Raw genomic sequence first — 25,541 nt, forward strand, 5'->3', positions numbered from 1 at the left:
CTCCCGAGCGGCCCCCTCGCTCACGCCGCTCCCCCGCCGGCCCTGGGCTCGCGCCCCGGGCCCGCCGGTCCCGCGAACGCCTGGGCGATGTCGAGCCACCGGTCCGCGTCGGCGCCCTCCGCCCGTACCGCCACGTCGTCGCGGTGGACCCGCTGGGTCATCAGGAGGCAGAAGTCGAGCGCCGGCCCGGTCACGCGCTGCCGGGCGTCCTCGGGGCCGTACGTCCACAGCCCGGAACCGTCCGGTGCGGTCAGTTCCACCCGGAACTCCTCGTCCGGCGGCGTGAGTCCGCGCACCGCGAAGGCGTACCCGCGTGCCCGTACGCCGATCCGGGCCACGTGCCGCAGCCTCGCCGTCGGCTCCCTCCGTACGCCCAGCGCGTCCGCGACGTCCTGGCCGTGGGCCCAGGTCTCCATCAGCCGCCCGGTCGCCATCGAGGCGGCGCTCATCGGCGGGCCGTACCAGGGGAACCGCACCCCGGCGGGGGCCGCCCGCAGCGCGCGCTGGAGTTCCTCGCGCCCGTCCCTCCACCACGCCAGCAGCTCGTCGGCCGGCAGTTCGGCGCCCGCTTCGGCTCCGTCGTCGACGAACCGGTCGGGCGCGGCCATCGCCTCCCGCGCCTCCGCCGCGAAGCCCTCGGGGTCGGTGACGGACAGCAGCGCCGCCGTGTCCGTCCACGCGAGATGCGCGATCTGGTGGGCGACGGTCCAGCGTGGTGCGGGCGTGGCGAGCGACCACTGTTTCTCGCTCAGGCCGCCGACCAGCTGGTCGAGTACGTCCCCTTCGGCGCGGAGATCGTCGAGCACGGCTGCCGGATCGGACACGGTGCGCTCCCCTCGGGGTAGGGCGGTGTGTCCGGAGCATGGCAGCCCGTCAGGAAACAAGCAAGCATGCTTGCATTATTTTCCGCAGCCAGTCGCAGCCGATCGCAGCCGGGTCACGCGGCGGCCGAATCCGCCCCTGCCCGCCGCTTATGACGCGCCTGGCTGCGCATCGCTCCCATGCTCGCCCCGATGACCAGCGCGATCGCCAGCGCGTCCGTCGTCGACAGCGCCTGGTGCAGCACCAGGAACCCGGCGACCGCCGCGATGGCCGGCTCCAGGCTCATCAGCACGGCGAAGGCGGCGGCGGGCAGCCGGCGCAGCGCGAGCAGCTCCAGCGTGTACGGCAGCACGGACGACATCAGCGCCACCGCCGCACCCAGCGCCAGGGTGCGCGGCTCCAGCAGCGCGCCGCCCGCGCCGGCGATCCCGAACGGCAGGCTGAGGACCGCGGCGACGGCCATCGCGAGCGCCAGCCCGTCCGCCTGCGGGAACCTGCGGCCCGTCCGGGCGCTGAAGAGGATGTACGCCGCCCAGCAGCCGCCCGCCCCCAGCGCGTACGCCGCGCCGACGGGGTCCAGCCGGTCGAAGCCCCCGCCGCTGAGCAGCACGACGCCGCCGAGGGCCAGCGCGGCCCATACGACGCTCATGGCGCGGCGGGAGGCGAACACGGACAGCGCGAGCGGGCCCAGGACCTCCAGGGTCACCGCGACACCCAGCGGGATGCGGTCCAGCGACTGGTAGAACAGGCCGTTCATGCCGGCCAGGGCGAGCCCGAAGGCGACGACCGTCCACCAGTCGGCGCGGGCGTAACCGCGCACCCTGGGACGGCAGACGACGAGCAGGATGACGGCGGCGGCGGCGAGACGCAGGGCGACGACACCGGCCGCTCCCGCGCTCGGCATGATCGTCACCGCGAGGGCGGAACCGAACTGCACCGACAGGCCGCCGGCCACCACCATCGCCACGGGCCCGAGCCGCGCCCCGAGCCGCCCTTCGGGCCGGCCTCCGCCGGGTACGCCGCCGCCCCCGGCTGGACCGGTGCCGGACGACACGGGGGCGGGGGCGGGAGTGGCGGAGGTGGGCTGATCCATATGTTCCACGGTAAGCGGACACGACCGTCCGCCGCCCGGGCCCCTGACACCGGCGTACGGACGCCCGCCGCACACTGCCGGAGCACGCCCGCCGGGGCCGTTACGGCAGGCCCTCGGCCAGTACCTCCGCGAGGTGGCGGGCCCGGCGGCCCGCGAGGTGGTCCAGTTGCGTGCGGCAGGAGAAGCCGTCGGCCAGGAGCTCCGTTCCCTCCGGCGCCTCGCGTACCGACGGCAGCAGCTGCTCCTCCGCGCAGGCGACGGACACGTCGTAGTGGCCGCGCTCGAAGCCGAAGTTGCCCGCGAGGCCGCAGCAGCCGCCGCTCAGGGCGCCGGTGAGCCCCGCCCGCTCGCGCAGCCGCCGCTCCGCCGCGTCGCCCAGCACCGCGTGCTGGTGGCAGTGCGTCTGGCCCGCCACCGGGCGGTCGATCCGGGGAGGCCGCCAGTGCGGGGCGTACTCCTCCAGCACCTGCGCGAACGTGCGTACCGAGGAGGCGAGGGCGGCCGCTCTCGGGTCGTCCGGCAGGAGCTCGGGGAGGTCAGTCCTGAGCGCTGCCGCGCAGCTGGGTTCGAGGACCACCACGGGCAGCCCCGCGGCCCGCTCCATCCCGTCCAGGGTGCGGCGCATGACCGCGCGGGCGCGGTCGAGCTGCCCTGTGGAGACGTACGTCAGGCCGCAGCACAGCTGCCCGGGCGGCATCGCCACCCGCAGACCGGCCGCTTCCAGTACGCGTACGGCGGCCCGGCCGACGTCCGGGGACAGGTGGTTGGTGAACGTGTCCGGCCACAGCACGACCGTGACGGCCCCAAGGGCGACCGGGGCGGTCGTCGCAGTCCTGTTGCGGGCCCGCCACCAGCTTCTGAACGTCCGGGCCGCCGGGGCGGGCAGGTCGCGTTCCGGGGCGATGCCGCCCAACCGCTTCACGAGAGCGGCCAGCGGACGTACCCGGGAAGCGGCCCGGAGCACGCCCGCGAACGGAGCGGCCGCGCGCAGCCACACGGGAAGCCACCCCATCGCGTAGTGCGCGGCGGGACGCACACGGCCCGCGTAGTGGTGGTGCAGGAACTCTGCCTTGTACGTCGCCATGTCGACGCCCACCGGACAGTCGCTCCTGCATCCCTTGCAGGACAGGCACAGGTCCAGTGCGTCCCGCACCTCCGGCGAACGCCAGCCGTCCGTGACGACCTCGCCGGCGAGCATCTCGTGCAGCAGACGCGCGCGCCCGCGCGTGGAGTGCTGTTCGTCTCCGGTGACGCGGAAGGAGGGGCACATGACGCCCGCTCCCCCCGCCGACTCGGTACGGCACTTGGCGACGCCCACACAGCGGCGTACGGCGGCCGTGAAGTCACCGCTGTCCTGCGGGTACGCGAAGGCCACGTCGACGCGCTCGCGGGGCAGCACCGTGAAGCGGAGGTTCTCGTCCAGCCGGGCGGGGCGGGCGAGCATGCCCGGGTTCATTCCGCCGGCCGGGTCCCACACGTCCTTGTAGCGTCCGAAGAGGGCGACGAGTTCGTTCCCGTACATCGTCGGAAGCAGTTCGGCGCGCGCCTGTCCGTCGCCGTGCTCTCCGGAGAGCGAACCGCCGTGCGCGACGACGAGTCGCGCCTGTTCCTCGGAGAAGGCGCGGAAGCGCCGTACGCCGTCGTCGCCGAGCAGGTCGAAGTCGATGCGGACGTGGATGCAGCCGTCGCCGAAGTGGCCGTACGGCGTGCCGCGCAGCCCGTGCTCGGCGAGCAGGGACCGGAAGTCCCGCAGGTACGCGCCGAGCCGGGCGGGCGGTACGGCGCAGTCCTCCCAGCCGGGCCATGCCTCGCTGCCGTCGGGCATCCGCGTCGCCGTGCCGCTGGCGTCCTCCCGTACGCGCCACAGGGCGCGCTGTGCGGCCGTGTCCGTGACGACCGCCGCGTCCAGCGCCTGGGCGGCCTTCACCAGCCGTTCGGCGGCTGCGAGCGCCTCGGCGCGCGACTCTCCCCCCGTCTCCACGAACAGCCACGCCGAGCCGCGCGGGAGCAGCCCGCGCTCGTTCTCGGGAACGAGGTCCTGCGCCATGCCCTCCACGGTGAGGGGCCCGTACGGGAGGAGCGCGGGCGCGGCGTCGGCGGCGGCGCTCTCGCCGGCGTACCCGAGAACGGCCAGTACGCGTACCCGGGGTGCTGCCACCAGCCGTACGGTCGCCTCGCCGACCACGCCGAGCGTGCCCTCGCTTCCGCAGAACGCGCGCGCGAGGTCCACGCCGTTCTCGGGAAGCAGCGCGTCCAGCGCGTAACCGGAGATGCGGCGCGGCAGGTCCGGGAAACCGGTGCGCAGGAGCGTCAAGTTGTCGTTCACGAGAACGCTCAGTCCTTCGGGTGCTCCCTGCCAGCCCCGTCCCAGGCGCCGTACGTCGCCGCCGTAACCCACGACCGTCAGGCGGTCGATGTTGTCGGCCGTCGTTCCCCAGGCCACCGAGTGGGAACCGCACGAGTTGTTCCCGATCATGCCGCCGAGGGTGCAGCGGCTGTGCGTGGACGGATCGGGGCCGAAGGTCAGGCCGAACACCCCGGCGGCGGCCCGCAGGTCGTCGAGTACGACGCCGGGCTGCACCACGGCGGTACGGGCCTCTGGGTCGAGGTCCGTGATGGCACGCATGTGGCGGGTGAGGTCCAGGACTACGCCCGTGCCGGTCGCCTGGCCGGCGATCGACGTACCTCCGCCGCGCGGCACGACCGGCACCCCGTGCGCCCGGCAGACGGCGAGCGCGGCGGCCAGGTCGGCGGCGTCGCGGGGGGCGACGACGCCGAGCGGCACGCGCCGGTAGTTCGAGGCGTCCATCGTCACCAGGGCACGCGCCGCGGCGCCGAAGTCGACCTCGCCGCCCACGGCCCGGCGCAGCTCCCGCGCGAGCGCGGCCGTGCCGGCCGGGCCCGGATTCCCGCCACCGGTCCCACCGCTGTCCCCGCTCACGTCCCTGTGATCAGACATGCAGCCAAGGATGCCCGCGCGCCCCCGCCCCCGAACCCGCACGAGCCACTCGGCCGCCCCGCGCCCTCCCCCGCCCGCGTCTCAAGCCCCGGAGTGCGTGTCTCACGCCCCGGACGCGCGTCTCCGCCACGGCCCGCGACCGGCTACGCTCCGGCTCGTGGCTGAGATCCAGATTCCCGCTGACATGAAGCCCGCCGACGGCCGTTTCGGCGCGGGCCCCTCCAAGGTGCGTACGGAGGCGCTGGACGCCCTGGCCGCCACCGGCACCTCCCTCCTCGGTACGTCCCACCGCCAGGCCCCGGTCAAGAACCTGGTCGGCTCGGTGCGCGACGGCGTACGCGACCTCTTCCAGTTGCCCGAGGGTTACGAGGTGATCCTGGGCAACGGCGGTTCCACCGCCTTCTGGGACATCGCGACCCACGGCCTGATCGAGCGCAAGTCCCAGCACCTGAACTTCGGTGAGTTCTCGTCGAAGTTCGCCAAGGCCGCCAAGCTGGCGCCGTGGCTGGACGACCCGACCGTGATCGCCTCCGACCCCGGCACGCACCCGGACCCGCAGGCCGAGGCGGGTGTCGACGTGTACGCCTTCACCCACAACGAGACCTCGACCGGCGTCGCGGCGCCGATCAAGCGTGTGGCCGGCGCCGACGCCGGGTCCCTCGTCGTGGTCGACGCCACGTCCGGCGCGGGCGGCCTGCCGGTCGACATCGCCGAGACCGACGTCTACTACTTCGCCCCGCAGAAGTCCTTCGCCTCCGACGGCGGCCTGTGGATCGCGGCGTTCTCCCCCGCCGCCCTGGAGCGCGCCGCGCGCGTCCACGCGTCCGGCCGTCACGTCCCGGAGTTCTTCAGCCTGCCCACGGCGATCGACAACTCCCTCAAGAACCAGACGTACAACACCCCCGCGCTCGCGACCCTCTTCCTGCTCGACAACCAGTTGAAGTGGATCAACTCGCAGGGTGGTCTCGACTGGTCGGTCCGCCGCACGGCGACCTCGGCGGCCAACCTGTACGGCTGGGCCGACGAGTCCAAGTACGCGACGCCGTTCGTCACGGACCCGGCCAAGCGCTCGCAGGTCATCGGCACGATCGACTTCTCCGACGAGATCGACGCCACGGCGGTCGCCAAGGCGCTGCGCGCCAACGGCATCGTCGACACGGAGCCGTACCGCAAGCTCGGCCGCAACCAGCTGCGCGTGGCGATGTTCCCGGCGATCGACCCGGCCGACGTCCAGGCCTTGACGGCCTGCGTCGACTATGTGATCGAGAAGCTGTAGCGGTACGCCGACCAGTACGCAGCGCGGGGCCCGGCCGACACTGTCGCCGGGCCCCGCCCGCGTTCCGCCGCCGCGCCCGCTTCGTACCGCCCCGCGCGGCCGATAACCGCTCTACCCAGGCCGCGTCCGGCTGCCTACAGTCCGTAGGGCTTCCGGCGCTTCCACCACCGGCCGGAACCGCTTGAATGTTTGACATGCTCATGGCATTTCAGCGCGACCAACGCACGTACGCCGTACCGCAGCACCCGCACCACACCGCAGTTCCCTCGGTTGGACCCCCCAAGTTCGCCCGACGACCGATCGGAGCACCATGCCCAGACACACGTCAGGACGGCGAGCGTTATTCGTCGGCGGTGCGGCCGCCGCGCTGCTCGCCTCCACCCTGTCCGCACAGAGCACCCCGGCGACCGCGCATCAGAAGATCGTCGCGCCCCCCGACAAGATCGTCATCGAGATAGCGACGGTCAACGGATCGGGCTGCCGCCAGGGAACGGCCGCGATCGCCGTCTCCCCGGACAACACGGCCTTCACCGTGACGTACAGCGACTACCTCGCACAGGTCGGCCTCGGCGCCAAGCCGACCGACTTCCGCAAGAACTGCCAGCTCAACCTGATCGTGCACGTCCCGCACGGTTTCACGTACGCCGTCGCCAGCGCCGACTACCGCGGCTACGCCCGGCTCCAGGCGGGCGCCACCGCCGTCCAGAAGGCGTCGTACTACTTCCAGGGCTCGCCCGACACCGCGTCGCGCAGCCACCCGTACAGCGGGCCGTACGACAACAACTGGCAGGCCACCGACGAGACCGACTGGGGGCAGCTCGTCTGGGCGCCCTGCGGGGTGAAGCGGAACTTCAACATCAACACCGAACTCCGGGTCAACGCCGGGACGTCCGACCCGGCGAAGACCAACAGCTTCATCGCCATGGACTCGACCGACGGCGACATCAGGACCATCTACCGGCTGGCCTGGAAGGAGTGCCCGGACCGGTGAGACCGGGGTGGGCCCGCAACCCCTCCCGGGCCCACCCCTCCGACCGGGCCTCCGGATCAGCAATTGACCGGCTCAGCGCCTGGAACCGCCGTACCGCGAGCGGCAGGAACACCGCGCAATCCGAAGGCCATCGCCGAGGCGAACATGCCGGGCATCAGGAACTCCCGATAGTCCCCGTCACCGGGGCACTCGCCCGGCCACGCGTCGGCTCAGAACCGGGCGTGTGCCGTGATGTCCGCGTCGAACTGGTCGATCATCGCGGGCGTGACCGTCGGCCGGCACTGCCCGATGGCCGCCAGATAGTCGTCTGTGGACGCACCGAGCGCACGCGGATCGCCCGTACCGGCCCCGATCTCCTCCAGGTCCCGCTCGAACGCGGCCTGGGCGGCGATGCGGGCCGCGTGCTCGATGTCGGCCGGCGTGAACAGTTCGCTGGCCTTCACCAGCCTCGCCACGTCCACGTCCGCCCTGCCGTCCGTGTAGCGGGCCCAGATCGCCGCCCGCGCCGCCGTGTCCGGCGTACCGATCGGGATCAGGTAGTCGAACCTGCCGGGCCGCAGGAACGCCGGATCCAGCGACCGAATGGAATTGGTGGCGCACACCAGCAGCCGCTCGTCCCCCTCCCGGAACCCCGGTATGAGCTTGAGCAGCTCATTGGTCACTCCGTGCATGCCGCCGGGCTGCGCGGGCTCGGTCCGTACGGGGGCGATCTCCTCGACCTCGTCGATGAACACCAGCACCCGCTCCAGCTCCGCGATGCGCGCGAACGCGTCCCGCAGCGCCGCCGCGAGATTGCCCTCGTCGGCCAGCCTCGACGGCAGCAGCTCGACGAACGGCCAGCCGAGCTTGGAGGCGATGCCTCTCGCGAACGTCGTCTTGCCGGTCCCGGGAGGCCCGAAGAGAGCGACCGCGCGCGGCGGCCGGACGCCGTGCCGGGCGGCTCGCTCGGGCTGCGCGAGCGGCAGTACGACGCGCCGCTCGATCAGGTCCTTCTCCGCCTCCATGCCGGCCACCTTCGCCCAGAGGTCGCTGGGCAGGAAACGCCCGCCGAGGTCCTCCAGGAGGTTGGCCGAAGGGCCGTGCAGCGGTTCGACCTTCTCGAAGTACGCGACGGCCGGCTGGCGCGTGTACCCGGCGTTGAGCAGCCCCTCACCGAGCAGGTCCTCCTCGGGCAGCACGTACGCGATGCGCCCGACGCGCGCGGCGACGAGCCGCCGCTCCAGCTCGACGAGGAGCGCACTGGCCAGTCCGCGTCCGCGCCAGGCGGAGGAGATCGCGATACGCATCACCCAGGCCCGCTCACCGGCGACGCAGGCGAGCGCCGCACCGATGGGCACGCCCTGGTGCACCGCGACGACGGCGGGCTGCCGCGAGGTGAGCGCACCGATGCACTCGGCGAGCGAGAAAACGGACTCCTGCCCGAGCTCGGCCGTGGTGTCGATCAGGTGGACCACTGCCGCGAGATCGCTCTCCCGGTAGTCGTGGATGAGCCAGTTCACCGATACCGCCCCTCATAGGTGCTGGTGCTGTTCCGGTGAGGCTAGGGGCGCCACCACGACGGGTCCTGCGCCACTGTGCACAAAGCCCACAGGCAAGTCGGACGATCCGTCTCTAGCCAGGAGGGGACGAGCGGCGGGAAGGGGCTTTCGACCGTTTCCGGGATCCACGGGATCCAACAGCGGCTGTTCCCGGGAACGAACGGCGACGCGACCGTTCCGGGGAACGACAACAGCCGTTCCCGGGAACGAACAGCGGCCGTTCCGGGGAACGAACAACGACTGTTCCCGGGAACGCTCGGGGTGCGTCCTAAGAACAGCCGCGAACAGCCGCGAACAGCCGCAACGCAGCAAGCCGATGGCTCCGCCGCCCGCTCGCGCGGGGCGGAAAGCCATCGGCTCACTATGAGGCGAGGCCGGACAGGCAGTCCGATTACTCGGGCAGGAGACCCTGCTGGCCGCCCATCGAGCTCTCCTGCCGGCTCTGCTCCTGCAGCCGCTGCGCCTTCTCCTGGAGCTTCTGGCGCTCCTGCGGGTCGGTCGCACGCTCCGCCGCCTGCTTCAGCTGCTCGGCCTTCTCGCGCATCTGCTGCACACGGCCACTGGATTCGCCTGCAATGCTCATCGTCACTCCTTGACGTTGGAAGAGCGGTCCCCTCCAGCAGAGCAGTGGTTCGTCACGCCCGCACGCCGAACGGTCACTCTCCGTTACGCTCCCGCCTAGGACCGGCGCCTCAACCGCCGCAGCCCCAGGAAAAGCGCCACGACACCCCCGACCACCACCAGCCCCAAGGTGGTCTTCCCGTCACCCCCCACGACGTCATCACCGCCACCCCCGGTGCCCTCGTCCCCCGCACCGCCTCCCGAGGACGGCGAGTCACCACCGGAGCCGGAGCCGGAACCGGAACCGCCCCCCTCGCGCCCCTCCACGGCCACCCGCTGGACATCGCTCTGGGCGCCCTCGGAGCCGAACATCATGGCCGCACCGTCGGCCGTGTACGTGACCGACTCCGCCTGCCCCTGGAACGGCGCGCTCACCGCCCGGTCGGCCCCCAGCCGCCCGTTCTGCTTCCACGCGTACGCGCGGGCGCTGAAGTAGGACCGCAGAACGAGTTCCTTCCCGTCCGGGGAGAACGCCCCGTCCGTCACCCACGGCACCTCGCCCACCCGCCGGAACACGTTCGTACCGCCGGCCGACAGCCGGGCGGGCCCCTCGTAGAGCCCGCCGCCGTCCTCGTTCTTGCTGGCGATGTAGACGCGGCCGGTCTTCGGATGAACCATCAGCGCCTCGGCGTTGCGGGCCCCGTCGGCGTACTTCACGGTGAACTGCGCCGCGTCGACCGTGGCGTCCACGAGCCGCTTCGGCTCGGGGAAGCGGTAGATCCAGACGTGGCTCCAACTGCCGTCGAGGTTGTCGCCGATGTCACCGACGTACACGTTCCCGTCCGGCCCGATGGAGATGCCCTCGACGTCGCGCGGCGACCCGATCCCGCGCAGCGTGAGGGTGGCGACCGTCTCACCGCTCTTGGAGTCGACGGCATAGACGTACGCCCCGTCGTCGCTGTCGTTGTGCGTCCAGTAGACGCCCGGGTGGATGCGGCTGGCGGCCAGGCCGCTGGACTCGGTGATGCGCGGGTCCTTGATGACGAAGCCGTCGTCGGCGACGGCGGCGCCACCGGACGCGAGCAGGAGAAGGACGGCTGCGGCACTGGGGGCGACGACGTACGAGAGCGGGCGCATGGTCCAAGTGTTCATCATCACGTCGCAGGCCACGGCAGTGATCCGGGATGATGACGCAATGCGCTTCCTGTTCGTCGGCGACTCCATGACCATCGGGCGCGCCGGCGACTTCACCTGGCGTTATCGCATGTGGCAGCACCTGGTGGCGTCGTACGGCGGCCCGTTCGGGATCGTCGGCCCACGCACCGAGCTGTACGACACCGGCGCGAACGCCCCGCTCTCGTACGCGTACGCCGACCCCGCCTTCCCGGAGCACGCCCGCCGCCACCTGTCGGGGTGGGGCGAGGGCTGGCTGCACATGGCGCCGCTGATCGGCGAGACGGTGTCGTCGACGAAGGCGGACGTGCTGCTGGTGTCGCTGGGCCTGATCGACCTCGGCTTCTACACGGACGCGCAGCAGACCGCCGAGAACACGGAACGCTTCATCGCGGAGGCGAGGGCGGCCAACCCCGCGATACGGATGGTGATCCACCCCGTCATCCCCAACGTGCGGGCCGAGTCCGACGCCCCCTTCGCCGCCGAGTGCGACCGCTTCAACGAGCTGCTGGCCAAGGCGGTGGCGAACCTGGACGCGCCCGGCACGTCCCCGCTCGTGCTGGCGTCGCCGCACGCGACGTACGACATCCACCGGGACACCTACGACGGCACGCACCCGGGGCCGACGGGCGAACACAAGCTGGCCGCCGCCTTCGCCGACGCGATGCACACTGCGTGGGGGGTGGGCGGCCCCTACGCGCCCGCCCCCGCGGAGGCCCTGACCCGCGCGTGAGGCGGGCGCGCGCCCGGCGACGGCTGCCGACGCCCCTTCAGCGGAGCGGGAGGAACCGCGCAATGGACGCAGACCCCCGCCCCATTCGCACCATTTCCGCCGATTCGCGACCCGGCGCTCCGCGCCGACTGTCGACTTCCTCTCCCAGCGGCCGGACGTGAACCGACGGGCGTCAGGAGCCGTTGCGCCGCAGCTTCTCGACCTCGGCGGGCAGTTTCCTGCCAGGATCGACGGCGACGAAGATCGCATCCTCGGGCGCCGAGCCCACGGCGATGGCGACAGCCGGGTCGAGCCCCTCGACCGCGTAGGCGACGGACTCCGTCGGTTCCACGGCCTTCTCCTGCGACCCGGTGTCGTCGCAGGGCGGGAGACTGACGGTGCCGATCTTCTTCCCGACCTCGAAGTCGATGTTGGCGACATCCCCGTACGTGCGGCCTTCGTACGTCACCCTGTACGCGCAGGACGCCGATCCTCCGCCGCCATGCGCGTCCCCGCCGCCGCTCGACGACGTACAGCCGACGGCGGCCGTCGTGGCGGCGGCCGCCAGCACGAGCGTGCGTACGAGCCGGCCTCGGGTGATCGTGAAGTGGACGCTCATCGGTACGTTCCCCCTGACGGAATGCGGGCTGTCGGCGGTCCGCGGTCAGCGGCCGGTGGCCCGCAGCCGGCCGGTGGTCCCGATCGGCCGGGCTCCCCTGCCCGTGGCCGTGACTCTACAAGCAGCGAGCGGCAATCAACTCGGTTCCGGCCAGGGGTGGGAGGGGCGCACCAGCACCCGTCGACTCCGCCGCACAGCGCGGCAACCTGCAAGGCACGTACATGCTCAAATCGCACCGCTGGGTCGACGGCTCCTGCGGCTGACCTGGCGATCGCTGCCGCTGCCCCCGCCGCGCGGCGCGGTGGGGGCAGCGGGCGTGCCGCCGGGGCCCTACCCCTTCTTTCGGAACAGTGCCGTCCAGAGGAACGGTTCACCGAACGACGGGGACTCGGGCGGTTCGTCGCGCATGCGGCGCAGCTCTACCTCCGTCAGGCCGTGGTCGTGGGCGTGGTCGTGGGCTTGGTCATGGTCATGGTCATGGTCATGGTCATGGTCATGGTCGCGATCCTCGTTGTGGTCGTGGTTGGAGAAGATCCATCGCAGTGACTCCGGTGTGTAGGCCAGGCCGCCGTGCAGTCCGCCGTTCGCGGTGCCGTAGAAGTCCGCGTCGGGAAGCTCCGAACCCATGCCGCCCTCGCCCGCAGCGAAGCACGTCAGCGCGAAGTGACCGCCCGGCGCGAGGACCCGGTCCAGCAGCGCGAGGTAGCTGACGCGGCGATGCGGCGGCAGGTGGTGGAAGCAACCGGAGTCGTACACGAGGTCGTACGGGCCGCCTCGCTCCGCCAGCTCCTCCTCGGTGAGGGAGAACACGTCGGCACACCGGAAGCGCACCCCCGCACCCGAAGCCGAACCAGAACCCGAAGCGGAACCCGAACCCGCAGGCCCACCCGGCTCCCCCGAGTCCGCCAACACCCCCGCGGCCTTCGCCCGTTCCTCGGCCCAGGCGATGGCCTGCGGGGACAGGTCGATCGCGTCCACCTGCCAGCCCGACGAAGCGAGATGGACGGCGTTACGGCCCGGTCCGCAGCCCAGGTCGAGGGCGCGCCCCGGGGTGATCAGGCCCCGCTCGGCGTACTGGACGAGGTTCTCGTCCGGCTTGGGCACGAAGAACGGAACCGGCTTCTCCCGGTCCGCGTAGAAGCCGTCCCACCACTTCGCCGCGCCAGCCGTCCAGCGGTCGGCGTCCCGCGCGAACAAGCTGTCAAGAAGCCTCAGCACATCGTCGACCGTGCGCATGGTGCGGTCCATCTCGGCCCCCCTTGTCGATGGATTCTCCGGTGGTTCGACCCTAGACGGAGAAGGCATGAAAGCCCAGGTCAGGTGGGGTGAAGGGCCGGGGCGGGGACCGCGTTGGCAGGCGTCTGGCGGGCTCTCGGGTGATCGGTGAGGGTGCGGGCCGCGGGCCTGTTCCTCCGGCGTGTGCGTGCCCGCCGGAGGCCGTTACGGGGGCGCCGCGGGGCGCGTCGGAGCTGGTTTTCCGGGCCGGGGTCCGGGACCGTCGCGTACCGAGCCGGCCAGGTCAACTCGGGGACGGCAAACGGCAGTAAGCGGCAACGAGGAGGCCGGTTGCCCGCACGTCCCCTTGCTTCGAGCGCGCTCGAAGGCGTTGGCTTGGCAACCATGAAGTACACGCAACTCGGACGCACAGGACTCAAGGTCAGCCGCCTCGTCCTCGGCACGATGAACTTCGGGCCCCAGACCGACGAGGCCGACAGCCACGCCATCATGGACGCCGCGCTGGAAGCCGGCGTCAACTTCTTCGACACCGCCAACGCCTACGGTTGGGGCGCCAACAAGGGCCGGACCGAGGAGATCATCGGTTCCTGGTTCGCGAAGGGCGGCGACCGGCGGGACAAGACCGTCCTCGCCACCAAGGTCTACGCCAACATGTCGCTCGACGACTCGCCGCCCTGGCCCAACCACGACCGCCTCTCCGCCCTGAACATCCGCCGGTCCGTCGAGGCCAGCCTCAAGCGGCTGCGCACCGACCACATCGACGTCTACCAGTTCCACCACGTCGACCGGCACACCCCGTTCGAGGAGATCTGGCAGGCCGTCGACGTACTCGTGCGGCAGGGCAAGATCCTGTACGCCGGGTCGTCGAACTTCGCCGGCTGGCACATCGCGCGGGCGAACGAGACCGCGCGGCGGCTCGGGTCGTACGGGCTCGTCAGCGAGCAGTGCCTCTACAACCTCGCCGAGCGGCGCGCCGAGATGGAGGTCGTTCCGGCCGCCCAGGAGTACGGGCTCGGGGTCATCCCGTGGTCGCCGCTGCACGGCGGGCTGCTCGGCGGCGTACTGCGCAAGGAGCGCGAGGGCGGGGCGGCACGCTCCGCGTCCGGGCGTTCGGCGGACGCGCTGGCCAACACCTCGGTGCGCGCGCAGGTGCAGGCGTACGAGGACCTGCTCGACAAGCACGGCATCGAACCCGGCGAGGCGGCCCTGGCCTGGCTGCTCACCCGGCCCGGGGTCACCGGGCCGATCGTCGGGCCGCGCACGGCCGAGCAGCTGGAGTCGGCGCTGCGGGCGGTCGAGCTGGAGTTTTCGGAGGAGGTGCTGGCGTCGCTGGACGAGATCTTCCCGGGGCCGGGACCGTCCCCCGAGGCTTTCGCCTGGTAGGTACCGCGAGGTCGTCGTCCGGTGGGTGCCGCCGCTGGACGGGTCGCCGCGGGCGTCACGCGCCGCGGCGGCCCCGGCCGGCCCGTCACCCTCCGAGCGCGGCTCCGACGGCGACGACGACGAACATCAGCACGAGTACACCGGCCATGATCCGGTTTCTGCTTTTCGGGTCCACGCATCGAGCGTAACCGCCGCCGGCGCGGGCCCTTTGCGCCGCCCCGCCTCAGTGCCCCAGCGGCCAGCGGCGCAACGGCTCGTACCGCGGCTGCGCTCCGGGCACACCTGCGGTCGGCGGGTTGCTGCGTACGAGAGCAAGCTCACGCACGGTCCACGCCGTGCCCTCGAAGCCGGCGAGGACGTCGACGTACGGCCGCAGGTCGGTGTCGAAGCCGGTGCGGGTCCGGGCGACGGTCAGGTGCGCCTTGTACGCGCGGTGCTCCTCCATCGCCACCCCCGCCCGCCGCGCCGCCGCGTCCGCGCGGCCGGCGAGCAGCCGCATGGCGTCGAGGCCGCCCGCCGCCCCGGCCCACAGGGCGCGGCGGCCGAAGTGGCCGCCGCCGTGGACGCTCAGGGGGAAGGGCTCGTGGCGGGAGGCGGCGCGGGCGAGGCGTTCCTCGACGGAGGGGAGGAGTTCCCCGTCCACCTCGCCGAGGAAGGCGAGCGTGAAGTGCCAGCCGTCGTGCCCGGTCCAGCGCAGACCGTCGTGCCCGGGCAGGGTGTGCAGCCGTCTCACGGCGACGGCGAGTTCGTCGACGGCATCGGCGGGCGGCAGCACGGCCGCGAAGAGTCTCATACGACCAGTTTCCGGCACCGGTTCGACCCTCGGTGATCGGCTGCGGTCACTCCCCCACCCGAATGTGCACCTCCGCTTTCACCTGCGCAGACATCGTGCAAGCATGGCCGCATGGCTACCAGGATGCTCAGCGTGCGCATAGACAGCGACACCCTCGCCTCGGTCAAGGAGCAGGCCGCGGCCCGTGACATGTCCGTGCAGGAGTACGTCGTGTCGACGCTCCAGCGGGAGGGCTTCCACCAGCGGTACATGGCCGCCGTCAAGGAGAGCATCGACGTCTACCACGAGGTCCTCGCCGAAGCCGACGCGCGGTGGGACGCCGGCCGGCCGCGGGCCGATGCCGCCGGGGAGCGCGTGTGATCCACCCTCCGGAGCTGGCGGAGCTTCTGCACGTGGCGGAGAGCATCCCGGGAGATCCCCAGGTGGACGACTACGGGGCACTGGTCACCGCCGTGGCGCGTCCGTCGGCCTCCGTCGGCGGCATCGAGTGCTACCAGACTCTGACGGGCAAGGCCGCCGTTCTGCTCCAGACCCTCGCACTGCTGGGTCCCCTCGAACACTCGAACCTGCGCTTCGGGTGGTACGCGGCCGTCGGTTTCCTGGAGGCCAACGGCGTGCGGCTCAAGCCCGACCCTGCCAGAGCGACGGCGCTGCTCTCCCGGGTGGCTCCCGGCATGCCGGGCGTGCGCGCCCTGGCGCGCGATCTGCGCGAGTGGGCGGAGATGTGAACGACGACGGGCCCGGGCGGGTGCCCGGGCCCTGATCGTCTCTCCAGGACGTGTCACGCCACCGTCGTGAGTTCCTTCGCGCGTACCGCTTCCTCGTGCCGCGCCTTCGGGACGAACGACACGTGCCGGCGCCCCCGGCGCAGGTCCAGCTTCAGCCGCAGCCCGCCGAGGCGGGCCAGTACGACGGCCACGCCGATGCCCGCGAGCAGCGAGATGACGCCGCCCGTGGCGAAGCCCACCCGGGCGCCGTAGGTGTCGGTCACCCAGCCCAGGAGGGGCGCGCCCAGCGGCGTGCCGCCGGCGAAGACCATCATGTAGAGGCTCATGACGCGGCCCCGCATCAACGGGTCGGTGGCCATCTGGACGCTCGTGTTGGCCGTGACGTTGACCGTCAGGCCGAGCATGCCGATCGGCACCAGCAGCAGCGCGAACAGCCACAGGGACGGCGAGAACGACGCCGTGATCTGGAGCAGCCCGAAGGCCATCGCGGCGGCCACCAGCATCCGCAGCCGCGAGGAGCGGCGGCGGGCGGAGAGCAGCGCGCCCGCCAGGGAGCCGGCCGCCATCAGGATGTTGAAGAACGAGTAGAGCCCGGCTCCGCCGTGGAAGACGCCGTCGGCGAAGGCGCTCAGCCAGATCGGGAAGTTGAAGCCGAACGTGCCGACGAAGCCGACCAGGACGATCGGCCACATCAGCTCGGGGCGGCCCTTGACGTACCGCAGGCCCTCCCTCAGCTGGCCCTTGCCGCGCGGCACCCGTTCCACCTTGTGCATCTCGCTCGGGCGCATGAGCAAGAGACCGGCGATCGGCGCCAGGAAGGACAGGCCGTTGAGCATGAACGCCCAGCCGCTGCCGACGGTCGTGATCAGCACACCGGCGACGGCGGGGCCGATCAGACGGGCGGACTGGAAGTTCGCCGAGTTGAGGCTGACGGCGTTGCGCAGCTGGCCGGGGCCGACCATCTCGGACACGAACGACTGCCGTGCCGGGTTGTCGACGACCGTGACCATGCCGAGCAGGAACGCGATCAGGTACACGTGCCAGACCTGGACGTGGCCGGAGAGCGTGAGGGCGGCGAGCGCCACTCCGCACAGGCCGAGGGCGGCCTGGCTGAACAGCAGGAGGGTGCGCTTCGGGCAGCGGTCGGCGATGACGCCGCCGTACAGGCCGAAGAGCAGCATCGGCAGGAACTGGAGGGCCGTGGTGATGCCGACGGCCGCGGCCGACCCGGTGAGGTCGAGCACCAGCCAGTCCTGGGTGATGCGGGACATCCAGGTGCCGGTGTTGGACACGACGGCGCCGGTGGCGAAGAGCCGGTAGTTCCGGATCCTCAGGGACGAGAACATGCCCGTCGTCCCTCGGTGTTCCTTGGTGAGAGTCTCGTTGTGGGTGTTCGGTGCGGGGGCGGAGTCTGCTCCGGATCCCGTACTCAAAGTGGGTTCGCCTCCTTGGCGGCGCGCGGGGTCAGAGGTGTGCGAGCTTCTCCAGGACGGGGGCGGCAGCGCGCAGCTTCGCCCATTCGTCCTCGTCCAGACCCTCGGCGAGGCCGGCCAGCCAGGCGTTCCGCTTGCGGCGGCTCTCTTCGAGCATCGCCTCGGCGGTCTCGGTCTGGCTGACCACCTTCTGCCGGCGGTCGTCGGGATGAGGCTCCAGCCTGACCAGTCCCTTGGCTTCGAGCAGCGCCACGATGCGGGTCATCGAGGGCGGCTGCACATGCTCCTTGCGGGCCAGCTCACCGGGGGTGGCCGAGCCGCAGCGGGCGAGTGTGCCGAGCACCGACATCTCGGTGGGGCTCAGCGATTCGTCGACGCGCTGATGCTTCAGGCGCCGGCCCAGCCGCATGACGGCCGAGCGCAGGGAGTTCACGGCGGCAGCGTTGCCGTCGTGCGACAGGTCAGGCATGTATTTAGCCTAACTCATTACCCACACTAAAGACCAGCGCGATGACAAGCTCACCCGTACGAGTGAGTCGACCGCGGAAAGCGACGCGCCGCCGGGGACGGGAACGTCACCCTGTCCCCCATGGGATCGACAGTGCTCAGCCTGCGGATAGACGGGGAACTGCACGACCGTCTCCGGGACCATGCCGCCAAACGCGGAATGAGCGTCCAGGACTATGTGGTCCGGACGCTCATGCGCGACGACTTCGACGAGCGCTTCAAGACGGCGGTCGACGAGACGGAGAAGTTCTACGGCCTGACGTGAGGCCGCCCTCGTGCCCGACGGGCCTGCGCGGCGTGAGGCCGCCCGCACACCCGATGGGCGTGCCCTACGTGAGCCGCAGCGCCGGCATCAGGTAGTAGAAGGCGAAGACGGCCGACACCGCGTACATGGCCACCGGCACCTCGCGCCCGCGTCCCGCGGCCAGGCGCAGCACGCAGAAGGCGACGAAGCCGATGCCGATGCCGTTCGTGATCGAGTACGTGAACGGCATCATCACCATCGTCAGGAACGCCGGGATCGCGAGCGTGTAGTCGCTCCAGTCGATGTCCTTGACCGAGCCCGACAGGATGAGGAAGCCGACGGCGACCAGGGCCGGCGTGGCGGCCTGCGACGGCACCATCGTGACCAGCGGCGTGAGGAACAGGCCCACGGCGAACAGACCGCCCGTGACGACGTTCGCCAGGCCCGTGCGCGCGCCCTCGCCGACTCCGGCGGTGGACTCCACGAAGCAGGTGGTGGCGGAGCTGGAGCTGGCGCCACCGGCGGCGACGGCGATGCCGTCGATGAGCAGCACCTTGTTGACGCCGGGGAGGTTGCCCTTCTCGTCCAGCAGCTTGGCCTCGTCGCTGACGCCGAGGATCGTGCCCATCGCGTCGAAGAAGCACGACAGCAGCACGGTGAAGACGAAGAGGACGCCGGTGAGCAGGCCGACCTTCTCGAAGCCGCCGAACAGGCTGACCTGGCCGACCAGACCGAAGTCGGGCGAGGCGACCGGGTTGCCGGGCCACTCGGGCGTGGTCAGCCCCCAGCCGCCGGCCGGGATGTCGGCCACGGCGTTGATCACCAGGGAGACGACGGTCATCACGACGATCGAGATGAGGATGGCACCCGGCACCTTGCGGACGATCAGCGCCAGCGTCAGCAGCACGCCGAGGACGAAGACCAGCACCGGCCAGCCGTTGAGGTGGCCGGTGGCCCCGAGCTGGAGCGGGACGGTGGTGTGCGCGGCGTCCGGGATGCGGGAGACGAAGCCGGAGTCGACCAGGCCGATCAGCATGATGAAGAGGCCGATGCCGATCGCGATGCCCTTGCGCAGGCTGTTCGGCACCGCGCTCATCACGCGCTCCCGGAGTCCGGTCGCCACGAGCAGCATGACGACGAAGCCGGCGAGTACGACCATGCCCATCGCGTCGGCCCAGCTCATGCGGGGTGCGAGCTGGAGGGCCACGACGGTGTTGACGCCGAGGCCGGCCGCGAGCGCGATCGGTACGTTGCCGATGACACCCATCAGCAGCGTGGAGAACGCGGCCGTCAGCACGGTGGCGGTGACCAGCTGGCCGCCGTCGAGCTGGTGCCCGTACATGTCCTTGGCGCTGCCGAGGATGATCGGGTTCAGCACGATGATGTAGGCCATCGCGAAGAAGGTGGCGAGACCGCCCCGGATCTCGCGGGCGACGGTGGAGCCCCGCTCGGAGATCTTGAAGAAGCGGTCGAGACCGCTCCGCTGCTCCGAGGGGGACGGCGGCTGCTTGTCGTCGACCGGAGCCGTGACCGAGGGGGACATGCGTGACCTCATGCGGAAGAAGGGAAGCTCAGGAAGTGAACCGGAAGCGGTCGACCTTGGATGTTCAGCCGAACAAAACCGGTCAGACCAAAGCCGTTTCAGTATGAATACATAAGGGAAAGATCGCTATCTCCGCGCGTAGACCCCTGCGCCCACTGGCCCGCGCCGGGGCCGCCGCGGGCGCGTACGCCCCGCCTACACTGTTCCCATGGCGAAGTGGACCCCCAAGCACGAGGCACCCGAGCCCCTTGAGGGGCCCGTCGTCGCCACCATCGTCGGCGGCACGATCCTGTGGTTCGCCCTCTTCCTCGTGCAGGTCCCGTTCTACGGCTGGTTCGACGACCGGGGCTGGGCGGGATGGGTCTGGACCTGCCTGGCCGGCGGCGGACTCGGCCTGATCGGCATCTGGTACGTACGGGGGCGCGACGCGGCGATCAAGCGCGCGCAGGCCGCGCAGGCCACCGGAACGGCGGACACGGCAGAAGCGGCAGAGACGCCAGGCCCCACAGGACCGGCCGACGCCGGGCCCGACCCCCGCTGACGCCCCCGACGGCCCCCACCGGAGGCCGGGCACACTCCCCGGGCACACCCCCACCGGAAGTCGGGGAAGCCGTACGACCGAAGGACGGTGCCCGCCGTCCCGCCGTCCTCCCCCGGTCCCGTCTGCCGCCACTCGACGGGTCAACCGGCACATCCGGTCGTACCGTCGGAACCATGACGCAGCGGGCAGAGATCGACACGCACGGGACCGTCGCGGGGCCCGGGCCCACCGGGCTCACCGCGGCCGAGGTCGCCGAACGGGTCGCCCGGGGCGAGGTCAACGACGTACCGGTGCGCAGCTCGCGCTCGGCCGTCGAGATCGTCCGGTCCAACGTCTTCACCCGTTTCAACGCGATCATCGGCGTGCTGTGGGTGATCATGCTCTTCGTCGCGCCGATCCAGGACAGCCTCTTCGGCTTCGTGATCGTCGCCAACACCGCCATCGGCATCGTCCAGGAGCTGCGCGCCAAGAAGACCCTGGACAACCTCGCCGTCATCGGCGAGGCGAGACCCAAGGTCCGCCGGGACGGCGTCTCCGCCGAGGTGACGACCTCGGAGATCGTCCTCGGCGACCTGGTGGAGCTCGGTCCCGGCGACAAGGCCGTCGTCGACGGCGAGGTGGTCGAGGCCGACGGCCTGGAGGTCGACGAGTCCCTGCTGACCGGTGAGGCGGACCCGGTGCTCAAGCAGCCGGGCGACCAGGTGATGTCGGGCAGCTTCGTCGTCGCGGGCGGCGGCGCGTTCACCGCGACCAAGGTCGGCCGCGAGGCGTACGCCACCCAGCTCGCGGAGGAGGCGTCCCGCTTCACGCTCGTCCACTCCGAGCTGCGCAACGGCATCAACCAGATCCTCAAGTTCGTGACCTGGCTGATGATCCCGACCTCGATCGGCCTGGTCGTCAGCCAGCTCGTCGTCAAGGAGAACGAGCTCAGGAACTCCGTCGCGCGGACGGTCGGCGGCATCGTCCCGATGATCCCCGAGGGCCTGGTGCTGCTCACCTCGGTCGCCTTCGCGGTCGGCGTGGTCCGCCTCGGCCGCAAGCAGTGCCTGGTGCAGGAGCTGCCCGCGATCGAGGGCCTCGCCCGGGTCGACGTGGTCTGCCTGGACAAGACGGGCACGCTCACCGAGGGCGGCATGGACGTCACCGAGGTGCGGGCGCTGGACGGCTCCGGCGCCGACGAGGCGTACGTGCACACCGTGCTCGGCGCCCTGGGCGAGTCCGATCCACGGCCGAACGCCAGCCTCCTGGCGATTCGCGGCGCCTACCCGGACGACGGCTCCTGGCGCTGTACGGGGTCCCTGCCCTTCTCGTCCGCCCGCAAGTACAGCGGGGCGAGCTTCACCGAGGGCGACGGAGGCAGCAGTTCGTGGCTGCTCGGCGCCCCCGACGTGCTGCTGCCGGAGAACGACCCGTACCTCGACGAGATCGACCTGCTCAACCAGCAGGGCCTGCGGGTGCTGCTCCTCACCCGCGTCGAAGGGGCGCTCGACGACCCGGCGGTCAGGGACGGTTCGCACGCGACCGCCCTGGTGGTCCTGGAGCAGCGGCTGCGCCCCGACGCCGCCGACACCCTCCAGTACTTCGCCGACCAGGACGTCGCCACGAAGGTGATCTCCGGCGACAACGCGGTGTCGGTGGGCGCGGTGGCGGACAAGCTGGACATGCCGGGCGCGGCGAACACCGTCGACGCCCGCAACCTGCCCGCCGAGCGCGCCCGGATGGCGCAGGCACTGGACGAGAACGCGGTCTTCGGCCGGGTCACCCCGCAGCAGAAGCGCGAGATGGTCGCGGCGCTCCAGTCGAACGGCCACACGGTCGCGATGACGGGCGACGGCGTCAACGACGTGCTGGCGCTGAAGGACGCCGACATCGGGGTCGCGATGGGTTCCGGCTCGGAGGCGACCCGCGCGGTCGCCCAGATCGTGCTGCTGAACAACAGCTTCGCGACGCTGCCCTCGGTGGTGGCCGAGGGGCGCCGGGTCATCGGCAACATCACACGGGTCGCGACGCTCTTCCTGACGAAGACGGTCTACTCGGTGCTGCTGGCGATCCTGGTGGTCTGCTCGCAGGTCGAGTACCCGTTCCTGCCCCGCCACCTGACGCTGCTGTCGACCCTGACGATCGGCGTCCCGGCGTTCTTCCTGGCGCTGGCGCCCAACAAGGAACGGGCCCAGCCGCACTTCGTCCGCCGGGTGATGCGGTACTCGATCCCCAGCGGCGTCATCGCCGCGTGCGCGACCTTCTGCACGTACCTGCTCGCCCGCTCCCACTACTCGGGTCCGGACGCCCTGTCCGCCGAGACGAGCGTGGCGACGCTGACGCTCTTCCTGGTGTCGATCTGGGTACTGGCGATCATCGCCCGCCCGTACACCTGGTGGCGCCTCGGCCTGGTGGCCGCGATGAGCCTGTGCTTCGTGGTCGTGCTCGTGGTGCCGTGGCTCCAGGACTTCTTCGCGCTGCGCCTGGTCGGTACGACGATGCCGTGGTTGGCGGTGGGCGTCTCGGCGGTGGCGGCGGCCGCCCTGGAGCTGGTGTGGCGCTGGGTCGGCCGCCGCTTCTCCGGCTCAGCCGGAGGAGTCGCCCACGAGGGCGGTCAGCGCACGTCGACGTAGTCGCCGGTCGCGGTGACGGCCGCGGTGGTGGACGAGCCCGCGAACGTGTAGCGGAAGTAGCCGTCGACCGTGGCCGTGGTGGTGGCCGAGAGGTTGCCGGTGCTGCCCGACGTCACCGTCTTGACCGTGGTGTACGTGGTGCCGGTCTTCTTGCGGAACTGGAGCTGGACCTTCTGGTTCGAGTAACCGGCGTAACGGAGTTCGTCCCAGTTGGCGCGCGACAGCTTGCCCTTGACGGTGACGGTCTTGCCCTTGCGGACCGGCTCCGGGGAGGCGTCGGTCGTCAGCTTGCCGGCGCGCAGGATCTTGAAGGTGGCGGCGGTGGCGTTGGTGACGGAGTCGCCGTCGGCGCCGATGCCCACGGTCCAGAGCTTCCAGGTGCCGGCGATGTCGTTCCTCAGGAGCAGCGGGTCGACCTCGAAGGTGTACTTGCACTTCGTGGTGGTCGCGTTGACCTCGGTGCAGGTGCCCGTCTGGCTGTCCGCGCCGATGAAGCCCTTGGCGTTCTCGAAGTCGCTGCCCGCGCCGTTCCACAGGGCGGCGTGGATCTCGTAGATGCCGTCGGGGTCGGTAGCGGTGACCTCGGCGGTGACGGTCTTCACCGCGGTGGTGCCGACGGTCAGGTTCTTGCCGCCGTTGACGACAGCCTTGGTGATCTTGGTGTCGCCCGCGGCGGCCTTGACGTCCGGCTGGGCGGCGAGGGCCGCCGAGAGGCCGGCCGGCCTCGGGCTGTGGTCGGCCTGGGCGGCCGGTACGGCGAGGGCGGAGAGGGCCAGGGCGCCAGAAACGGCGGCCACGGTGGTGCGTATGCGCATGTGGTGATGTCCCCATTGGGTGAGAGTCGGTACGTGCCCCGCCGCGTTTTCCCCCCGGCGGGGCCCGTGCTGTGGTGGTACGGGTGGAGCGAACGCCGCCTAGCGCACGTCGACGTGGTCGCCCGCCGCGGTGGCCGCGGGGGTGGTGGACGTGCCGGCGAAGGCGTAGCGCCAGTAGCCGTCGGAGGCCGCCGTGGCGGTCGCCTTCAGCGCACCGGAGCCGTTGGACGTCACCGTCTTGACGGTGGAGTACGTGGTGGTGCCGGCCTTGCGGAACTGGAGCTTCACCGGCTGGCCGGTGTAGCCCGCGTACGTGTACGTCTCCCAGTTGGCGCGGGCCAGCTTGCCGGTGATCGTGATCGTGCCGCCCTTGGCGACCGGCTCGGGCGCGGCGTTGACCGAAAGGGTCGACTGGCGCTGGAGCTTGAAGGAGGCCGCCTGCTGCCTCCAGACGTGGTCGCCGTCTGCGGCGTCCACCCAGGCGTCGACGTACCAGGTGCCGGCCTTGTCGTTGGCGTACGCGAGGTCGGCACGGGGGTCGACCGAGAAGGTGCCGGTGCAGGTGTTGTCCAGGCAGTCCACGTCGGTGGGCTCCAGGGACCCGAAGCCGGGGCCGTTCAGGGTGAGGTCGGCGCCGATGACGCCCGAGTCGTCCGTGGCCGTGACGGCGACGGTGAAGGTCCTGACCTCGGTGGTGCCGATGACGACGTTCTTGCCGCCGTTGACGACCACCTCGGTGAGGGCGGTGTCGCCGTGACCACCGTCCGCCAGGGCGGACGGGACGGCGAGGGCCGACAGGGCCAGGGCGCCGGAGACGGCGGCCGCAGTGGCACGAAAGCGCATGTTTTCCCCATGGTCGACCCACCTCCCGCCGCGTGTTCCCCCCGGCCGGGAAGGTGAGGTGTTGAGCGAAGCCCCGTGAAGTGGTCCTGGTACGGCGACGCCGCCACCGCCCCGGATCCTGTGTGGTTCCGGGGCGGCGGCCGGTCGCCCGGCCGGTCGGGCGGTCAGCCCGTCAGCCGGTCGGGCGCCCGTGTGCGGCGCCCGGTGTCAGTGCTCGGTGCTCGCGTCAGCGGACGTCGACGTAGTCACCGGCCGCGGAGACCGCGGGGGTGGTCGACGTACCCGCGAACGAGTAGCGGAAGTAGCCGTCGGAGGCCGCGGTGACGGTCGACTTCAGGCTGCCCGTGCTGCTCGACGTGACCGTCTTCAGCGTGGTGTACGTGCTGGTGCCGGCCTTGCGGAACTGGAGCTTCACCGGCTGGCCGGTGTAGCCCGCGTACGTGTAGGTCTCCCAGTTGGCGCGGGACAGCTTGCCCGTGACCGTGATGGTCTTGCCCTTGACGACCGGCTCCGGCGAGGCGTTGACCGTCAGCTTGGAGAACCGCTGGACGCGGTGCGTCTTGTACGCGTCCTTCCAGATGTAGTCGGCGTCGTTGCCCTCTGCCGCGGCCTCGACCTTCCAGGTGCCCGCGAGCGAGTTCATGTACAGGTCGAGCTGCGGGTCGATCGTGATCGTGAGCTTGCACGTCGACGTCGTGGCGTTGACCGCCGTGCAGGTGGCGGTTTCCTCGTTCGGGATGAGGTAGCCGTCGACGTTGTCGGCGGTGCCGTGCCAGAGCGCGACGAACGCGTCGTTGATGCCGGACGCGTCGGTCGCCGTCACGGAGACGGTGATCGTCTTGGGGTTCGTGGTGCCCAGGACGATGTCCTTGCCGCCGTTGACGACGACGTTGGTGATCTTGGTGTCGCCGACGACGTCGTCAGCGGGAGCCTGCCCGGCGAAGGCCGCGAGGCGGCCGGGCTTCGGAGCGTCCACGGCCGTGGCGGCCGGGGCGACGAGAGCGGACAGAGCCAGGGCGCCGGTGACGGCGGCCACGGTGGCACGTATGCGCATGTATGTATGTCCCCACAGGTATGCGACCCCGCCGCTTTTTCCCCCCGGCGGGATCTTTGAGTGTC

At 71.3% G+C, this 25,541-nt stretch carries 24 protein-coding genes; 9 read left to right on the forward strand and 15 right to left on the reverse strand.

Features of this window, described 5'->3' with window-relative positions; genetic code table 11:
• Window positions 1–20: 20 nt before the first annotated feature.
• The 3 genes from ACWGH0_RS07240 to ACWGH0_RS07250 all read right to left on the reverse strand — a co-directional run bounded on the left by ACWGH0_RS07240 (window position 21) and on the right by ACWGH0_RS07250 (window position 4,874).
• A complete protein-coding gene (locus ACWGH0_RS07240) occupies window positions 21–824 on the reverse strand; it encodes a TIGR03084 family metal-binding protein (protein ID WP_453403160.1) in 804 nt (267 codons plus the stop codon).
• A 113-nt stretch (window positions 825–937) separates the two neighbouring features.
• Window positions 938–1,915 (reverse strand): EamA family transporter, encoded by a 978-nt coding sequence (locus ACWGH0_RS07245; protein WP_453403161.1) that lies wholly within the window; start codon window positions 1,913–1,915, stop codon window positions 938–940.
• A gap of 100 nt (window positions 1,916–2,015) precedes the next feature.
• A complete protein-coding gene (locus ACWGH0_RS07250; RefSeq protein ID WP_453403162.1) occupies window positions 2,016–4,874 on the reverse strand; it encodes an FAD-linked oxidase C-terminal domain-containing protein in 2,859 nt (952 codons plus the stop codon).
• 157 nt (window positions 4,875–5,031) lie between these two features.
• On the opposite strand from ACWGH0_RS07250, the gene serC reads away from it, so the two are divergent.
• On the forward strand, window positions 5,032–6,150 hold the full coding sequence (gene serC / locus ACWGH0_RS07255; RefSeq protein ID WP_453403163.1) for a phosphoserine transaminase: 1,119 nt from the start codon (window positions 5,032–5,034) through the stop codon (window positions 6,148–6,150).
• A gap of 310 nt (window positions 6,151–6,460) precedes the next feature.
• Entirely contained in the window at window positions 6,461–7,141 is a 681-nt protein-coding gene (locus ACWGH0_RS07260) for a DUF4360 domain-containing protein (protein ID WP_453403164.1), read from the forward strand.
• Window positions 7,142–7,350: 209 nt separating this feature from the next.
• Here ACWGH0_RS07260 and ACWGH0_RS07265 read toward each other — a convergent pair whose 3' ends face one another.
• The 3 genes from ACWGH0_RS07265 to ACWGH0_RS07275 all read right to left on the reverse strand — a co-directional run bounded on the left by ACWGH0_RS07265 (window position 7,351) and on the right by ACWGH0_RS07275 (window position 10,392).
• Window positions 7,351–8,640 (reverse strand): ATP-binding protein, encoded by a 1,290-nt coding sequence (locus tag ACWGH0_RS07265; RefSeq protein ID WP_453403165.1) that lies wholly within the window; start codon window positions 8,638–8,640, stop codon window positions 7,351–7,353.
• 430 nt (window positions 8,641–9,070) lie between these two features.
• Entirely contained in the window at window positions 9,071–9,262 is a 192-nt protein-coding gene (locus tag ACWGH0_RS07270; protein ID WP_453403166.1) for a DUF6381 family protein, read from the reverse strand.
• Window positions 9,263–9,357: 95 nt separating this feature from the next.
• Complete coding sequence (locus ACWGH0_RS07275; RefSeq protein ID WP_453403258.1) at window positions 9,358–10,392, reverse strand: WD40 repeat domain-containing protein; 1,035 nt, start codon at window positions 10,390–10,392, stop codon at window positions 9,358–9,360.
• A 43-nt stretch (window positions 10,393–10,435) separates the two neighbouring features.
• Here ACWGH0_RS07275 and ACWGH0_RS07280 point away from each other — a divergent pair, with 43 nt between their 5' ends.
• Window positions 10,436–11,146, forward strand: a complete 711-nt coding sequence (locus ACWGH0_RS07280) for a GDSL-type esterase/lipase family protein (RefSeq protein ID WP_453403167.1) — start codon at window positions 10,436–10,438, stop codon at window positions 11,144–11,146.
• Between the two features lie 172 nt (window positions 11,147–11,318).
• Here the strand turns inward: ACWGH0_RS07280 and ACWGH0_RS07285 are convergent, their stop codons facing one another.
• Window positions 11,319–11,744 carry a DUF6281 family protein gene (locus tag ACWGH0_RS07285; RefSeq protein ID WP_453403168.1) on the reverse strand — a complete coding sequence of 142 codons (426 nt, stop codon included), beginning with the start codon at window positions 11,742–11,744 and terminating at the stop codon, window positions 11,319–11,321.
• Window positions 11,745–12,074: 330 nt separating this feature from the next.
• The gene (locus ACWGH0_RS07290; RefSeq protein WP_453403169.1) at window positions 12,075–12,992 is read right to left on the reverse strand and encodes a class I SAM-dependent methyltransferase; all 918 of its coding nucleotides are present in this window, start codon (window positions 12,990–12,992) and stop codon (window positions 12,075–12,077) included.
• A gap of 372 nt (window positions 12,993–13,364) precedes the next feature.
• On the opposite strand from ACWGH0_RS07290, the gene ACWGH0_RS07295 reads away from it, so the two are divergent.
• Window positions 13,365–14,363 (forward strand): aldo/keto reductase, encoded by a 999-nt coding sequence (locus ACWGH0_RS07295; RefSeq protein ID WP_453403170.1) that lies wholly within the window; start codon window positions 13,365–13,367, stop codon window positions 14,361–14,363.
• A gap of 223 nt (window positions 14,364–14,586) precedes the next feature.
• On the opposite strand, the gene thpR is transcribed toward ACWGH0_RS07295, so the two are convergent.
• Complete coding sequence (gene thpR / locus ACWGH0_RS07300; protein ID WP_453403171.1) at window positions 14,587–15,156, reverse strand: RNA 2',3'-cyclic phosphodiesterase; 570 nt, start codon at window positions 15,154–15,156, stop codon at window positions 14,587–14,589.
• 111 nt (window positions 15,157–15,267) lie between these two features.
• Between thpR and ACWGH0_RS07305 the strand changes: the two genes are divergently transcribed.
• The gene (locus ACWGH0_RS07305; RefSeq protein WP_453403172.1) at window positions 15,268–15,516 is read left to right on the forward strand and encodes a hypothetical protein; all 249 of its coding nucleotides are present in this window, start codon (window positions 15,268–15,270) and stop codon (window positions 15,514–15,516) included.
• Window positions 15,513–15,884: a fic family toxin-antitoxin system, toxin component gene (locus ACWGH0_RS07310; protein ID WP_453403173.1), complete on the forward strand. Its 372-nt coding sequence runs from the start codon at window positions 15,513–15,515 to the stop codon at window positions 15,882–15,884. The genes ACWGH0_RS07305 and ACWGH0_RS07310 overlap by 4 nt, the downstream gene beginning before the upstream one ends.
• Window positions 15,885–15,937: 53 nt before the next feature.
• Here ACWGH0_RS07310 and ACWGH0_RS07315 read toward each other — a convergent pair whose 3' ends face one another.
• Together ACWGH0_RS07315 and ACWGH0_RS07320 are read right to left on the reverse strand one after the other, a co-directional pair.
• Complete coding sequence (locus tag ACWGH0_RS07315; RefSeq protein WP_453403174.1) at window positions 15,938–17,317, reverse strand: MFS transporter; 1,380 nt, start codon at window positions 17,315–17,317, stop codon at window positions 15,938–15,940.
• Between the two features lie 31 nt (window positions 17,318–17,348).
• The gene (locus tag ACWGH0_RS07320; RefSeq protein WP_138898141.1) at window positions 17,349–17,786 is read right to left on the reverse strand and encodes a MarR family winged helix-turn-helix transcriptional regulator; all 438 of its coding nucleotides are present in this window, start codon (window positions 17,784–17,786) and stop codon (window positions 17,349–17,351) included.
• A 120-nt stretch (window positions 17,787–17,906) separates the two neighbouring features.
• On the opposite strand from ACWGH0_RS07320, the gene ACWGH0_RS07325 reads away from it, so the two are divergent.
• Window positions 17,907–18,089, forward strand: a complete 183-nt coding sequence (locus ACWGH0_RS07325) for a toxin-antitoxin system HicB family antitoxin (RefSeq protein ID WP_453403175.1) — start codon at window positions 17,907–17,909, stop codon at window positions 18,087–18,089.
• A 64-nt stretch (window positions 18,090–18,153) separates the two neighbouring features.
• Here ACWGH0_RS07325 and ACWGH0_RS07330 read toward each other — a convergent pair whose 3' ends face one another.
• Window positions 18,154–19,611: an NCS2 family permease gene (locus tag ACWGH0_RS07330; protein ID WP_453403259.1), complete on the reverse strand. Its 1,458-nt coding sequence runs from the start codon at window positions 19,609–19,611 to the stop codon at window positions 18,154–18,156.
• A 208-nt stretch (window positions 19,612–19,819) separates the two neighbouring features.
• Between ACWGH0_RS07330 and ACWGH0_RS07335 the strand changes: the two genes are divergently transcribed.
• Both ACWGH0_RS07335 and ACWGH0_RS07340 read left to right on the forward strand, forming a co-directional pair.
• On the forward strand, window positions 19,820–20,152 hold the full coding sequence (locus tag ACWGH0_RS07335) for a DUF2530 domain-containing protein (protein WP_453403176.1): 333 nt from the start codon (window positions 19,820–19,822) through the stop codon (window positions 20,150–20,152).
• A 173-nt stretch (window positions 20,153–20,325) separates the two neighbouring features.
• A complete protein-coding gene (locus tag ACWGH0_RS07340) occupies window positions 20,326–22,764 on the forward strand; it encodes an HAD-IC family P-type ATPase (RefSeq protein ID WP_453403177.1) in 2,439 nt (812 codons plus the stop codon).
• On the opposite strand, the gene ACWGH0_RS07345 is transcribed toward ACWGH0_RS07340, so the two are convergent.
• The 3 genes from ACWGH0_RS07345 to ACWGH0_RS07355 all read right to left on the reverse strand — a co-directional run bounded on the left by ACWGH0_RS07345 (window position 22,746) and on the right by ACWGH0_RS07355 (window position 25,476).
• Window positions 22,746–23,579 (reverse strand): calcium-binding protein, encoded by an 834-nt coding sequence (locus ACWGH0_RS07345; RefSeq protein ID WP_453403178.1) that lies wholly within the window; start codon window positions 23,577–23,579, stop codon window positions 22,746–22,748. The genes ACWGH0_RS07340 and ACWGH0_RS07345 overlap by 19 nt on opposite strands.
• Before the next feature lie 99 nt (window positions 23,580–23,678).
• On the reverse strand, window positions 23,679–24,422 hold the full coding sequence (locus tag ACWGH0_RS07350) for a calcium-binding protein (protein WP_453403179.1): 744 nt from the start codon (window positions 24,420–24,422) through the stop codon (window positions 23,679–23,681).
• Between the two features lie 226 nt (window positions 24,423–24,648).
• Window positions 24,649–25,476: a DUF5707 domain-containing protein gene (locus tag ACWGH0_RS07355; RefSeq protein ID WP_453403180.1), complete on the reverse strand. Its 828-nt coding sequence runs from the start codon at window positions 25,474–25,476 to the stop codon at window positions 24,649–24,651.
• Window positions 25,477–25,541 lie beyond the last annotated feature (65 nt).

It is taken from the genome of Streptomyces sp. NPDC054887 (assembly GCF_053610585.1).